The following is a 12,678-nucleotide window of genomic DNA, read 5'->3' on the forward strand; positions in this document are numbered from 1 at the left end:
TGCAGTGTCGGCAAGAACTACTGGAGGCCCCAAGAGCATGAGTGATCGTCCCTGGCTGAGCGCATATCCCCAAGGGGTGCCTGCGGAAATCGACGCGACCCAATACCAGTCGCTGGTGGCCTTGATGGAAGAGGCCTTCACTGAATACCGTGACCGGGTGGCATACAGCTTCATGGGCAAGGAACTGAGCTTTGCGCAGACCGACGTGCAAAGCCGGGCGCTGGCCGCCTACCTGCAGGGGCTGGGGCTGGCCAAGGGCGACCGCGTGGCGCTGATGATGCCCAACATGCCGCAGTACCCGGTCGCGGTGGCCGCGGTGCTGCGCGCGGGGTTCGTGGTGGTCAACGTGAATCCGCTGTACACCGCGCGCGAGCTCGAGCACCAGCTGCGCGACTCGGGCGCCAAGGCCATCGTCATCATCGAGAACTTCGCGGCCACGCTGCAGGCCTGCATTCCCGCCACCGCCGTCAAGCATGTGGTGCTGTGCGCGATGGGCGACCAGCTGGGCCTGTTCCGCGGGGCATTGGTCAATTACGTGGTGCGCAAGGTCAGGAAGCTGGTGCCGCCGTTCCAGCTGCCCGGCGCCGTGCGCTTCAACGACGCGCTGGCCAAGGGGGTGGGAACGGACTTCGAGGCGCCCATGCTGGGGCCCGACGACATCGCGCTGCTGCAATACACCGGCGGCACCACCGGCGTGAGCAAGGGGGCGGTGCTGCTGCATCGCAACGTCATTGCCAACGTGCTGCAGTCCGAAGCCTGGAACGCGCCGGTCATGGACAAGATCCCGGCTGGCGAGCAGCCCGCCAGCGTCTGTGCGCTGCCGCTCTACCACATCTTCGCCTTCACGGTGAACATGATGCTGTCCATGCGCACGGGCGGCAAGACGATCCTGATTCCGAATCCGCGCGACCTCAAGGCGACGCTGAAGGAGCTGTCCAGGCAGCGCTTCCACAGCTTCCCGGCCGTGAGCACGCTGTTCAACGGCCTGGCGCACCACCCGGACTTCGGCACCGTCGACTGGTCGCACCTCAAGGTCTCGGTGGGCGGCGGCATGGCGGTGCAGGGCGCCGTGGCGCAGCTGTGGCTGGAGAAGACCGGCTGCCCGATCTGCGAAGGCTACGGCCTGTCGGAAACCAGCCCCTCGGTCAGCTGCAACCCGGTCACCAACAGCCAGTTCACCGGCACCATCGGCGTGCCGCTGCCCAGCACCTGGATGAAGCTGATCGACGACGCCGGCAACGACGTGACGCAGCCGGGCGCTGCGGGCGAGATTGCCATCAAGGGGCCGCAGGTCATGGCCGGCTACTGGCAGCGGCCGGATGAAACCGCCAGGGCCATGACGGCCGACGGCTTCTTCAAGTCCGGCGATATCGGCACCGTCGATGCCAACGGCTTCTTCAAGGTGGTGGACCGCAAGAAGGACATGGTGCTGGTCAGCGGCTTCAATGTCTATCCGAATGAAGTCGAAGACGTGGTGGCGCGCTGCCCGGGCGTGCTGGAATGCGCGGTGGTCGGCATTCCCGACGAGAAGACCGGCGAGGCCGTAAAGCTGGTGATCGTCAGGAAGGACGCGGCGCTGACCGAGCAGGCGGTGCGCGATTTCTGCCGCTCGAACCTGACGGGCTACAAGCAGCCGCGGGTGATCGAGTTCCGCAAGGAGCTGCCTAAAACCCCGGTTGGCAAGATCCTGCGCCGCGAGCTCCGCAGCCATTAAAAACCTGCGCAGTGCCGGCGCACGGCAATCCCTCCACAATCGCAGACCGCCGCGCCACGCGGCGGTTTCTTTTTCATGCCTGGAAATACATGACGATTGCGATTTTGAGTGCCTTGCCCGAAGAGCAGGCCGGTTGGGTGCAGGGCCTGCAGGACGTGCGCGCCACGCGGCATGCGGGGCGGCAGTTCTGGCAGGGGCGCTGGCAGGGCGCGGGCGTGGCGCACGAGCTGGTCTGCGCGCTGTCGGGCATCGGCAAGGTGGCTGCCGCGACCACGGCCGCGGCGCTGATCGAGCGCTTTGGCGCCACGCGCATCGTCTTCACCGGCGTGGCGGGCGGGCTCGGTCCGGGCGTGCGCGTGGGCGACGTGGTGGTGGCCAGCGACTACCTGCAGCATGACCTCGATGCCTCGCCGCTGTTCCCGCGCTGGGAGCTGCCCGGCTATGGCCGCACGCGCCTGGCCTGCGATGCGGTGATGAGCGCGGCGCTGCATGCGGCCAGCCGGGACTGCGTGAGCGAAGCCGGGCGCGCGCATTGCGGGCTGGTGGCGAGCGGCGACCAATTCGTCGGCAGCGCCCAGGCCTCGCAGGCGCTGCGCACGGGCCTGGCGGCAGCGGGCCACGAGGTGCTGGCCGTCGAGATGGAGGGCGCGGCCGTGGCCCAGACCTGCCATGACTATGGCGTGCCGTTTGCCGCCATGCGCACGATCTCCGATTGCGCGGATGACAGCGCGGCGGTGGACTTCTCCGACTTCGTGCGCAATGTGGCGAGCCGGTATGCGCAGGAGATCCTCACCGGATTTTTGCAGCGCATCGGGCCGTTGCCCAGGGCCTGAGGCTTATTTCAACCAGCCGCGCTTCCTAAAGTACAGCATCGGCCCCACGGCGCTGGCCGCCATCAGCGCCAGCGCGAACGGGTAGCCCAGCGTCCAGTCCAGCTCCGGCATGAACTTGAAGTTCATGCCGTAGGCGCTGGCCACCAGCGTCGGCGGCAGCAGCGCGACGCTGGCCACCGAGAAGATGCGGATGATCTTGTTCTGGTTGATATTGATGAAACCGACGGTGGCATCCATCAGGAAGTTGATCTTCTCGAACAGGAAGGCAGTGTGGCTGTCGAGCGATTCGATGTCGCGCAGGATCTGGCGCGCCTCCTCGAACTGCTCGGCGTTGAGCATCTTGCTGCGCATCATGAAGCTCACGGCGCGGCGCGTGTCCATCACGTTGCGGCGGATGCGCGAGTTCATGTCTTCCTGGCGCGCAATGGCCGAGAGCACCTCGCTGGCGCGCGCGTCGTCGACCTCGCCGGACAGCACCTGGGTGCTGACCTTTTCCAGCGCGTCGTAGATGCGCTCGAGCGTGTCGGCCGAGTACTCGGCGTCGGCATCGAAGAGCTTGAGCAGCACTTCCTTGGCATCCTCGAGCAGGCCCGGAGCGCGGCGCGCGCGCATGCGCAGCAGGCGGAACACCGGCACGTCCTCGTCGTGGATGGAAAACAGCACGCCGCGGCTCCTGAGCTCGGCGTTGTGCTGGTTCAGGATGAAGGCCACGCGCACCGAGCGCGGGTCTTCGTCGTCATCGATCAGGAAGTCGCTGCGGATGTGCAGCTCGCCATTGTCTTCTTCGTAGAAACGCGCCGACTCCTCGATGTCCTCGTCCATCGCGTCTTCGGGAATCGACAGGCCGAAGTGCTGCTTGATCCAGCGCTTTTCCTCGAGCGTGGGCGATTCGAGGTCGACCCAGATGGGCTGGAACCGGGCCAGGTCTTCCAGCGAGTCGATCTCTCCCTGGACCAGGCGGCCATTGGTCAGCGTAAAGATGTTGAGCATTGCTCACTCCCATGTCATTTTTCTGCGGCGGCGGTGAAAGAGGTCATGCTTTCAACCCCCGCAGCGATGCCGGGAGTTGAAAGCTACCGACTGGGGTAGGTTTCCATGGAGCAGTCTCCAGTGTTCTTGAAGCCGGGAATTATCGCATTGCGCACGCGCCGCGCCGCGCGGCGCGCAAAAGCCCGCGCCGGACGGGCGGCGGCGCGGCTTTCATCGCGCTGTCACGCTGCGGCCCAGTGCCTGCGCCCGGCACAGGTCGGCCCAGGCTGCGGGCTTGGCATGCGCGGCGCGCAGCAGGTAGCCGGGATCGTAGGTGACCACGGCAGGCCGGCCTGCGACCTGGTGCGGCTCGGCGCGCAGCCGGCCCAGCGCGTCGGTGCGGCCGAGCACGGCGCGGGCCGCGGCCAGTCCGAGCACCAGGACGCGCGCCGGCTGCAGCTGCTGCACCATGGCGCGCAGGCCGCTGTCGAGCGGCATGCAGTCGGGGGACGAGGCCGGCGCGCTGTCGCGCTCGAGCGCCGCGCTCCAGACGCGCGGATGCCGGTGCAGGCGCAGCGCGCGCAGCATGTTGTCGAGCAGGCGCGCGGCATCGCCTTCGAGCACCGTGCCGCGGACTGGCGCCGTGGCGACCGTTGCGGGCAGGCTCTGCGCCGTGGGATGCTCGAGCAGGATCAGCCAGCCGCCATCGGCCGCGTCCGCCGTGGCGTCCGTGGCATCGCCCGGGCCGTAGACCGGACGCGCCGGGTGCAGCCGCCAGCCCAGGGCCGCGGCAGCTTCGGGCTGCGGCGCAGCCGGTGCGGGCTGAACGGACGGTGGGCGGGCCGCAGGCTGGCTGGCGGCGCGTGGCGGCGGGTTGGCCGCTGTCTGCGCGGCGCGCGGGGCAGCACGTTCTTCCATGGCGGGCGCGGCGCCGGCAATGTCCGCCACCGGGCCGGGCTGCCAGACCGTGATGCCCATTTCCTGCAGCATGGCGCGCTGGCGCGCATCGAGGTTCAGGGCCATAGCTTGAGGCTCATGATGATGGCGTGCTCGCGTTGGCCATCGGCCGCCGGGTAATAGTTCTTGCGCTCGGCAATCCGCTGGTAGCCATGCCTTTCGTAGATCGCCCGTGCACGTGCATTGCTGGCGCGCACCTCCAGCCACAGCCACAGCGCCTGGCGCTGGCGCGACCACAGCGCCAGGGCATCGAGCATGACGCGGGCCCAGCCCCGGCCCTGGTGCGCGGGCGCGACGGTAAGGTTGAGCAGGTGCACCTCGTCGAGCACCGTCATGGCCACGAAATAGCCCAACAGCTGGTCATCGGCATCGAGCAGAAGCTGCGCCTCGTAGCCCGCGGCCAGCGCGTCGATGAAGTTGCCGCGCGTCCAGGGATGGCTGTAGGCCTGCTGTTCGATGGGCAGCAGCGTATCGAGCCAAGCCACGGTCAGGGGCGCAAAGCGGACGGCTGTTTCGCGGGCAGGCAGGCTGGCGGGAATCATGGATGGGGCGGGGCGGCAAGGCGTGCGGCGGCACGTTCGGCGGTAGTTTGCGCCACTTTATCGCGGATATACAAGGGCAGTGCCGCGGCGGCCGGCGCGCTGCCCTGGGCGGCAAGCAGCGTGGGCGCCAGGCGCAGCAACGCCGCGGCCGTCGGCAGCGCCGCCAGGTGCCGGGCACCGGGCGCGAGACGCTCGCCATAGGCCGCTTGGGCATTGCCGGCCACGGCCCAGCCCGCAGGGACCTGCAGCAGCTCGGGTGCGCAGACCCCGGTCTCGCCCGCGGCCTGCCAGGCACCGCCCTGCCAGCGGTAGGGGGCGTGATAGACCTCGTTCATGCGTGCGTCGAGCACCGCCACGACTTCGGTGCAGCCATGCTCGGCGCGCGCCGCCTCGGCCACCGCCAGCAGCGTGTCGACGGGCAGCACCGGCACATCGGCGCCAAAGGCCAGGCCCTGGGCAATGGCGCAGGCGGTGCGCAGGCCGGTGAACGAGCCCGGGCCGCGGCCGAAGACGATGGCGTCGAGCGCCTGGAATTCCAGCCCGGCTTCCGCCATGAGCCGGCGGATGGCCGGCAGCAGCTGCGCCGACGACTGGGCGCCGCCGGGACCGCGGTGCTGCCACAGCGCGTCGGCGCGCTGGACGGCAATGCAAAGGGTGTCGGTGCTGGTATCGAAGGCAAGCAGGTTCATGGGAGATGCCAGAAGGAGCGGCGGGGCGCAAGCGTGCAAGCCCTTGATTATCGGCGCCCGCGCCACGGCCTGCGCGCCGTGGTTGCAAAGACCGCCGCGCGGGCTAGACTGCTTGCCATGTCATTGCTGTCCATCCTGCGGCGCATGCGTGTGCGCGTCCTTTTGGGCCTCTCCCTTTCCCTGGCGCTGTGGGCCTCCCAGGCTCCGGCGGCCACCCCGCTGCCGCCCGCAGTGGTCGCCGCACTGGCGCGTGCCCAGCTGCCGGCCGACGCGCTGTCGGTGCTGGTCGTGGAGGCCGAAGGCGCCGCCGCGCCGCGCCTGGCCTGGCATCCGGACCGGCCAATGAGCCCGGCTTCCGTCATGAAGCTCGTGACCACCTTTGCCGCGCTGGACCAGCTGGGCCCGGCATATACCTGGAGCACGCCGTTCTACTTTGGCGGGCCGGTGGAGGCGGGGGTGCTGCGCGGCCCGCTCTATATCCAGGGCCAGGGGGACCCGCGGCTGGTGATGGAGCGGCTGTGGCTTGCGCTGCGCCGGCTGCAGGCGCTGGGCGTGCGCGCGATCGAGGGCGATATCGTGCTCGACCGCTCGGCCTTTGCGCTGCCCGCGCATGACCCGGGCCTGTTCGACGGCGAGCCGTTGCGTCCGTACAACGTGGCGCCCGATGCGCTGCTGGTCAACTACAAGGCGCTGGTGATGGGCTTTGTGCCTGATGTGGCAGCCGGCGTGGCGCGGATCCAGTACAACCCGCCGCTGGCTGGCATGGAGCTGCAGCCGAGCGTGCCGCTGGCACCCGAGGGCACCTCCTGCGGCGACTGGCAAATGGGCCTGCAGGCGGCTCTGGAGCTGCCGACACGGATGGATTTCGCGGGCAGCTATCCGGCCGCGTGCGGTGAGCGCAACTGGGCGGTGGCGCCGGTCGACTATGCACGTTTCGCGGCACGCGCGATCGAGGGCATGTGGCGCGAATTGGGCGGCCAGCTTGGCGGCACGGTGCGCGACGGCCGCGTGCCGGCGGGGCTCGAGCCGGCCATGGTGGTCGAGTCGGATCCGCTTGCGCAGATCGTCAGGGATATCAATAAAAATAGCAGCAACGTCATGACTCAGCAGGTTTTGCTGACCATGGGCCGGGAGCGTGCGGGCGTGGGCAGCTGGGACAGCGCGCAGGCGGCGCTGCGCCAGTGGTGGCAACAGCGCGTGGGCAGCCAGGGGGTGCTCATCGTGGAAAACGGCGCAGGTCTGAGCCGCCAGGAGCGCGTCACCGCCCAGGGCCTGGCGCGCATGCTGCAGTTGGCCTGGGCCTCGCCCGTGATGCCTGAATTCCTGGCCTCGCTGCCGGTGCTGGGCGTGGATGGCTCGCTGCGCCACAGCCAGACGCTCGTCACCGGCCGGGCCCACCTCAAGACCGGCACGCTGCGCGATGTATCAGCGCTTGCAGGCTTCGTGCATGCGGCCAGTGGCCGGCGCTATGTAATGGTCGCGCTGGTCAACGACCCGCGCGCATCCGTCGCCCGCCCGGCCTTGGAGGCATTGGTGGAATGGGTGGTCAGCGATCTCGCACCGCTATAAGGTGGGGTGGGGCCGGCGTCTTGCCGCGTCCGATACCGCATCGAGAGGTGCAGCATGTTGATCCAATGGAAGGCGATCTGGAGAACGGCCGCCGCCCTGGCCGCCGCGGCGCTGCTGGCCTGTGGGGGCGCTGACGACGGTGACCCTGGCACCCAGCGCGGCGCGTTGTTGCAGAGCCCGCCGCCGCGCACCTTCAATGCCTCGGCGCCAGACCTGCTCGAGCAGCTTTCAGCCATGCCGGCCGGGCGCGAGCTGCTGGCGCAGGCGGGCCCGCCGGTCTGCGGCGTGCAGGTGCACTCCATCGAGTACGCGACCGTCGGCGCGAAGGGCGAGGCTACCAATGCCACCGCGGCGCTGATGCTGCCCGAGGGGCCGGGCGCGGTCTGCTCGGGCGCCCGCCCGATCCTTCTTTACGGCCATGGCACGGATCCCCAGCGCGCCTACAACCAGGCGCAGATCACCGATCTGACCCGGCCCGGCGCGCTGGCCGGCCAGCAACTGGCGGCCACGTTTGCGGCGCATGGCTACATCGTGGTGGCGCCCAACTACGCCGGCTATGACCGTTCGCGGCTCGGCTACCACCCGTATCTGGTGGCCGACCAGCAGTCCAAGGACATGATCGATGCGCTGGCGGCCGCGCGCCAGGCGCTGCCCGCGCTGGGTGCGCGCGATGGCGGCCAGCTGCTGCTGTCGGGCAACTCCCAGGGCGGCTATGTGGCGCTGGCGACGCAGCGCGCGCTGCAGGCGGCGGGCGTGCGCGTGACCGCCTCGGCGCCGATGTCCGGCCCCTACGCGCTGGCCAGCTATGGCGATGCGATCTTCTATGGCCGCGTCCCGCTGGGCAGCACGGTGCTGGCACCGCTGCTGGTGCGCTCCTACCAGCAGGCCTACGGCAACATCTACCGCCAGCCGGAAGATATCTATGCGCCGCGCTTTGCGCCGCACCTGCCCACGCTGCTGCCGGCCGAGGTCCCACTGCCCCAGCTCTGGGCCGAGGGGCGCCTGCCGGTCAGCGCCCTGTTCAGCAGCGTGGCGCCCGCACCCGGGCTCAAGCCGATCACGCCGCCGCGCACGCCGCCGGCCGAGGCGCCGCTGTTCGCGCTGGGCTTCGGCCTGGATCCGCTGCTGGGCAACGGACTGCGCCTGGCCTATCTGGAGGATGCAAAAGCCCATCCCGATGGCCTGGTGCCCGAGCGCAGCACCGGGCTGCCCGCGGCCGCGCCGCAGCATCCGGTGCGCCAGGCGCTCAAGGCCAACGACCTGCGCAACTGGGTACCGGATCGGCCGGTGCTGCTGTGCGGCGGCCGGGCCGACCCGACGGTGTTCTTCGCGCTCAACACCGGCGCGATGCAGGCGTTCTGGTCCGCGCCTTCGGCCTCGGCGATGGCAGCGGGTCTGCTCACCGTGCTCGATCTCGATGCGCCGGTCAGCGGCTTCGACGACCCGTTTGCCGCGGCCAAGACCGGCTTTGCGCTGTCCAAGGCCACGGCCGCGGCGCAAGGCGGGCCGGCCTCCGCGCTGCTGCTGTACCACGCCGTGCTGGTGGCGCCGTTCTGCCATCTCGCGGCGCGCGGCTTCTTCGAGCGCGTGCTGGCGTCAGGCCAATGAAAAACCGGCCCGCAGGCCGGTTGCTTGCAAGGCGGCGTGCGCCGGCTTACCAGCGGAAGCGCAGCTTGTCGTAGGCGTGCGCACCGAACTGGCGGTTGGCCGAAGGCGCGAGGTAGACCTTGTCGGCGAACACGAACTTCTCCGGATCGGCGCCTGCCACCAGGGTCGAATTCGTGCACAGCGCGGAGTTGACCTCGCCGGCGCCGATGCCGATGCCCGGGCCCGGATCCACCGAGGTGCAGACCGGGGTGGTGGCGTTCGAGAAGCCGTAGTTACCGGGATGGTCGACGTATTCGTTGACGTAGTACTCGAGCTCCACGTACAGCGTGGAATTGCCCAGGTCGGTGACGCCGATCAACAGTGCATCGTTGAATGCCCGGGTGGCTTGATCGGCGTTGGCCGCCTGGCCGCGCTCGATGGCCCATGGCGTCCTGCCCAGGCTGTAGACGCCGGAGAACACGACGTGCTTGGCGCCGGCGTTGGTCAGGCGGCGGATCTGGTCCGCGTATTGCTTGCCGAGCGCGCGGGCCGAGGCAATGTACTGGTCTGCGGTCTGCGTGCCGTCGATCACTGCGCGCAGGCCGACCACCATGTCGCTGAGGCCGGCATTCAGCAGCACCACATCGTCGCCCTGCAGCGTGTTGGCCGCCAGGAAGCTGTCGATCTGCGCGGCCAGCGTGGGCGTGGCGGCATTGCCCGCGGCATCGGGCGTAACCGCGATGCGCGCGTTGCCGAAGGCGTAGTTCAGCCCGCCCTGGCTCGATGGCTTGATTTCCATGCCGTATTGCGAGGCCACGTAGCGGGTCCAGATATTCACCGAGCCGTTGTTGACCGTGTAGCTGCTGCCGTTCTGGCCGAGGTCGGTGACCGCGTCGCCGAAGGCAATGAAGCGGCTGGGTTTGAGTGCCGATTCGGTGGTGCTTGAGCCGCAGGCTGCCAGCAGCACCGCCGTTGCACAGGCGGTGACCAGGGCGGTCCGACGCATCCAATTTGCTGCCATGAGATTCTCCGTAAGGGATATGGACAAGAGTTTAACGAGCGCGCCCATGCGCCTAGGCGGCCGCGGCGCGCTGCAGACGGTCACGCACGCCTTCCCACGCGGGCGTGGCAGGCGGGGTTTCGATCCAGAGCAGGCGCACGCCGGCAGCGTCGAATTCGCGCAGCATGGCAAACAGCTCCCGGGCGGCGGCCGCGGGATCATCGGGCATGCGGCGCAGCACCACCGGGGGCGGCACCTGCAGAGGGCTCCGAGCATACACCCCCAGATGCGCGGCATCTGCGCCCAGCAGATCCAGGCCGGCCTGCAGCTGCTGTGCATCCATCAGCCGGACCTTGGCGTCGGGTGCGTAATGCGCCAGCAGCGTGCCCGAGGCGCGCGGTGTGTGCGCCGGCAGCTCCTCTTTCGAAAGCGGGCGGATGCCGCAGGCGCCTTCGATGTCGGCGCGCGTGACCGCGCCCGGGCGCAGCAGCACCGGCACGCCGCGCGTGCAGTCGACGATGGTCGATTCGATGCCTACCGCGCATTCGCCGCCGTCGAGCACCAGCAGCTCCTCGCCGAATTCGCTTTGCACATGCGCGGCAGTGGTCGGGCTCACGCGGCCGAAGCGGTTGGCGCTGGGCGCGGCGACGCCCCATACCGGTGGTTGCAATTGCGTACAGGCTTGCAACAAGGAATGTGCAACCGGATGTGAAGGGCAGCGCAAGCCCACGCTGTCCTGGCCGCCCGTGGCCGCGGCCACCATGTCCGCGCGGCGCGGCAGGATCAGGGTCAGCGGGCCGGGCCAGAAGGCGTCGATCAGCTGCTGCGCGAACACCGGCACTTCCTTGGCAAAGCGCGTGATGGCGGCGGCATCGGCCACGTGCACGATCAGCGGGTGGTTGCTGGGCCGGCCCTTGGCGGCAAAGATCGCGGCCACGGCCGCATCGTTGTCGGCGTCGGCCGCCAGGCCATACACGGTCTCGGTCGGCAGGCCCAGCAGCGCGCCGCGCTGCAGCGCCTGCGCCGCTTCGTCGATGGCCGCGGGCGAATTGCCTGGCAGGATCATTGCAGCTCCAGACTAGAAGGGCGCGATGCCCAGGATGGCAGCGGCCTGCAGCGCCACGGCACGGGCCTGTTCGGGCGTGGCGGCGGTGACGTTCAGGTGCCCCATCTTGCGAGCCGGCTTGGCTTCGGCCTTGCCGTAGAGGTGCAGATGGGTGCCGGGCAGCGCCAGCACCTGGTCCCAGGCGGGCGTGGCGGCTTCGGCGCCGTCCTTGAACCACAGGTCGCCCAGCAGGTTCAGCATGACGGCGGCGCTGTGCTGGCGCGGCTGCACCAGCGGCAGGCCGGCCATGCAGCGCACCTGCAGCTCGAACTGCGACACATCCATGGCGTTCTGGCTGTAGTGGCCGCTGTTGTGCGGGCGTGGGGCGATCTCGTTGACCACCAGGCTGCCGTCCTCGAGCACGAAGAACTCGACGCACAGCACGCCCACGTAGTCCAGGCCCTGGGCCACCGACTGCGCTGCGGCCACGGCCTGCTGCGCCTGCGAGGCAGGCACGTTGCCGGCATGCACTTCGGTCACGGCCAGGATGCCGTCGCGGTGCAGGTTGCGCTGCACCGGCAGGTTGACGATGGCGCCGTCGCGCCCGCGCGCCACGATCACCGAGCATTCATGCGCCAGCGGCAGCATCTTCTCGAGCACGCAGGCCACGCGGCCCATCCCGTCCCAGGCCGCGGCGAGCTCGGCCGCCGTGCGCACGCGCGCCTGGCCCTTGCCGTCATAGCCCATGCGCGCCGTCTTGAGGATGCCGGGCAGCAGGTCCGCGGAGACGGCCGCGAGCTGCTCGGGCGTGGTGATCTCCGCATAGGGCGCGCAGGGCACGCCGCAGCGCACGAAATGCGCCTTCTCGGCGGCGCGGTCCTGGGCAATGGCCACGGATTCGCCGGCGGGCGACACCGGCAGGGTCCGCGCCAGCTTCTGCAGCGCGGCGGCGGGCACGTTCTCGAACTCTGTGGTCACGGCCGCGCACAGCTGCGCCAGTTCGGCCAGGCCCTTGGGATCTTCGTAGCCGGTGCGCACATGGTGGTGGCTGACCAGGCCCGCGGGGCTGGTCGGGTCGGCATCCAGCACGGCCGTGAAATAGCCCATGGACTGCGCCGCATGCGCGAACATGCGCCCGAGCTGGCCGCCGCCGAGCACGCCCAGCGTCGCGCCGGGCAGGATGGGCGCGCTCATGCGGCCACCGGCGGCAGCGTCATGGCGCGGGCCGCGGCGGTCTGCTCGGCGCGGAAGGCTTCGAGCCGCGCGCGCAGGGCCGGGTCTTCGCCGGCCAGCAGCGCCACGGCAAACAGCGCGGCATTGGCCGCGCCGGCCTGGCCGATGGCAAAGGTCGCGACGGGGATGCCCTTGGGCATCTGCACGATCGAGTGCAGCGAATCGACACCCTGCAGATGGCGGCTGGCGACCGGCACGCCCAGCACCGGCACCGTGGTCTTGGCGGCAATCATGCCCGGCAGATGGGCCGCGCCGCCCGCGCCGGCGATGATCGCCTTGAGGCCTCGGCCTGCAGCCGCCTCGGCATAGGCGAACATATCATCGGGCATGCGGTGCGCCGAGACGACCTGGGCTTCGTGGGCGATGCCGAATTGCTGGAGAATCTGCACTGCGTGCTGCATGGTGTCCCAGTCGCTGCTGGAGCCCATGACCACGCCGATTTGAATGGGTTTCATGTCAAGTGGGGCAGCTGCGCAGCCGCCCGCCAAAGTGGAACCCGCGATTTTACTTTTACCTCATCCACCAGCCCGTCAAAGGGCT

At 69.5% G+C, this 12,678-nt stretch carries 12 protein-coding genes; 4 read left to right on the forward strand and 8 right to left on the reverse strand.

Annotated features, from left to right (window positions below):
• The first annotated feature begins 37 nt into the window (after positions 1-37).
• The gene (locus M9799_RS09145) at positions 38-1,714 is read left to right on the forward strand and encodes a long-chain-fatty-acid--CoA ligase (RefSeq protein WP_231042760.1); all 1,677 of its coding nucleotides are present in this window, start codon (positions 38-40) and stop codon (positions 1,712-1,714) included.
• Between the two features lie 89 nt (positions 1,715-1,803).
• A complete protein-coding gene (locus M9799_RS09150; RefSeq protein WP_231042759.1) occupies positions 1,804-2,547 on the forward strand; it encodes a 5'-methylthioadenosine/adenosylhomocysteine nucleosidase in 744 nt (247 codons plus the stop codon).
• A 3-nt stretch (positions 2,548-2,550) separates the two neighbouring features.
• On the opposite strand, the gene corA is transcribed toward M9799_RS09150, so the two are convergent.
• The 4 genes from corA to tsaB form a co-directional block, all read right to left on the reverse strand.
• Positions 2,551-3,537 (reverse strand): magnesium/cobalt transporter CorA, encoded by a 987-nt coding sequence (gene corA, locus M9799_RS09155; protein WP_231042758.1) that lies wholly within the window; start codon positions 3,535-3,537, stop codon positions 2,551-2,553.
• Positions 3,538-3,747: 210 nt separating this feature from the next.
• Positions 3,748-4,539 (reverse strand): uracil-DNA glycosylase family protein, encoded by a 792-nt coding sequence (locus tag M9799_RS09160; protein ID WP_231042757.1) that lies wholly within the window; start codon positions 4,537-4,539, stop codon positions 3,748-3,750.
• Complete coding sequence (gene rimI, locus M9799_RS09165; RefSeq protein WP_231042756.1) at positions 4,530-5,015, reverse strand: ribosomal protein S18-alanine N-acetyltransferase; 486 nt, start codon at positions 5,013-5,015, stop codon at positions 4,530-4,532. The genes M9799_RS09160 and rimI overlap by 10 nt, the downstream gene beginning before the upstream one ends.
• The gene (gene tsaB / locus M9799_RS09170; protein WP_231042755.1) at positions 5,012-5,704 is read right to left on the reverse strand and encodes a tRNA (adenosine(37)-N6)-threonylcarbamoyltransferase complex dimerization subunit type 1 TsaB; all 693 of its coding nucleotides are present in this window, start codon (positions 5,702-5,704) and stop codon (positions 5,012-5,014) included. Before tsaB ends, rimI begins: the two co-directional genes overlap by 4 nt.
• A 117-nt stretch (positions 5,705-5,821) precedes the next feature.
• Between tsaB and dacB the strand changes: the two genes are divergently transcribed.
• Complete coding sequence (gene dacB, locus M9799_RS09175; protein ID WP_231042754.1) at positions 5,822-7,273, forward strand: D-alanyl-D-alanine carboxypeptidase/D-alanyl-D-alanine endopeptidase; 1,452 nt, start codon at positions 5,822-5,824, stop codon at positions 7,271-7,273.
• A 54-nt stretch (positions 7,274-7,327) separates the two neighbouring features.
• Positions 7,328-8,881 (forward strand): alpha/beta hydrolase family protein, encoded by a 1,554-nt coding sequence (locus tag M9799_RS09180; protein WP_231042753.1) that lies wholly within the window; start codon positions 7,328-7,330, stop codon positions 8,879-8,881.
• A 46-nt stretch (positions 8,882-8,927) separates the two neighbouring features.
• On the opposite strand, the gene M9799_RS09185 is transcribed toward M9799_RS09180, so the two are convergent.
• The 4 genes from M9799_RS09185 to purE are packed head-to-tail and all read right to left on the reverse strand — an operon-like array spanning position 8,928 to position 12,593.
• Positions 8,928-9,881, reverse strand: a complete 954-nt coding sequence (locus tag M9799_RS09185; RefSeq protein ID WP_231042752.1) for an SGNH/GDSL hydrolase family protein — start codon at positions 9,879-9,881, stop codon at positions 8,928-8,930.
• 52 nt (positions 9,882-9,933) lie between these two features.
• A complete protein-coding gene (locus tag M9799_RS09190) occupies positions 9,934-10,926 on the reverse strand; it encodes an L-threonylcarbamoyladenylate synthase (protein WP_231042751.1) in 993 nt (330 codons plus the stop codon).
• 12 nt (positions 10,927-10,938) lie between these two features.
• A complete protein-coding gene (locus M9799_RS09195; protein ID WP_231042750.1) occupies positions 10,939-12,099 on the reverse strand; it encodes a 5-(carboxyamino)imidazole ribonucleotide synthase in 1,161 nt (386 codons plus the stop codon).
• The gene (purE, locus tag M9799_RS09200) at positions 12,096-12,593 is read right to left on the reverse strand and encodes a 5-(carboxyamino)imidazole ribonucleotide mutase (RefSeq protein ID WP_231042749.1); all 498 of its coding nucleotides are present in this window, start codon (positions 12,591-12,593) and stop codon (positions 12,096-12,098) included. The genes M9799_RS09195 and purE overlap by 4 nt, the downstream gene beginning before the upstream one ends.
• Positions 12,594-12,678: the final 85 nt, after the last annotated feature.

Origin of the sequence: Comamonas endophytica (genome assembly GCF_023634805.2) — a bacterium.
Classification (GTDB): Bacteria; Pseudomonadota; Gammaproteobacteria; order Burkholderiales; family Burkholderiaceae_C; genus Comamonas; species Comamonas endophytica.

Bases quoted from the DNA above. Each gene is read 5' to 3' on its own strand.
- M9799_RS09145 (WP_231042760.1), top strand. From the start codon at position 38: ATGAGTGATCGTCCCTGGCTGAGCGCATATCCCCAAGGGGTGCCTGCG.
- M9799_RS09150 (WP_231042759.1), top strand. From the start codon at position 1,804: ATGACGATTGCGATTTTGAGTGCCTTGCCCGAAGAGCAGGCCGGTTGG.
- corA (WP_231042758.1), bottom strand. From the start codon at position 3,537: ATGCTCAACATCTTTACGCTGACCAATGGCCGCCTGGTCCAGGGAGAG.
- M9799_RS09160 (WP_231042757.1), bottom strand. From the start codon at position 4,539: ATGGCCCTGAACCTCGATGCGCGCCAGCGCGCCATGCTGCAGGAAATG.
- rimI (WP_231042756.1), bottom strand. From the start codon at position 5,015: ATGATTCCCGCCAGCCTGCCTGCCCGCGAAACAGCCGTCCGCTTTGCG.
- tsaB (WP_231042755.1), bottom strand. From the start codon at position 5,704: ATGAACCTGCTTGCCTTCGATACCAGCACCGACACCCTTTGCATTGCC.
- dacB (WP_231042754.1), top strand. From the start codon at position 5,822: ATGTCATTGCTGTCCATCCTGCGGCGCATGCGTGTGCGCGTCCTTTTG.
- M9799_RS09180 (WP_231042753.1), top strand. From the start codon at position 7,328: ATGTTGATCCAATGGAAGGCGATCTGGAGAACGGCCGCCGCCCTGGCC.
- M9799_RS09185 (WP_231042752.1), bottom strand. From the start codon at position 9,881: ATGGCAGCAAATTGGATGCGTCGGACCGCCCTGGTCACCGCCTGTGCA.
- M9799_RS09190 (WP_231042751.1), bottom strand. From the start codon at position 10,926: ATGATCCTGCCAGGCAATTCGCCCGCGGCCATCGACGAAGCGGCGCAG.
- M9799_RS09195 (WP_231042750.1), bottom strand. From the start codon at position 12,099: ATGAGCGCGCCCATCCTGCCCGGCGCGACGCTGGGCGTGCTCGGCGGC.
- purE (WP_231042749.1), bottom strand. From the start codon at position 12,593: ATGAAACCCATTCAAATCGGCGTGGTCATGGGCTCCAGCAGCGACTGG.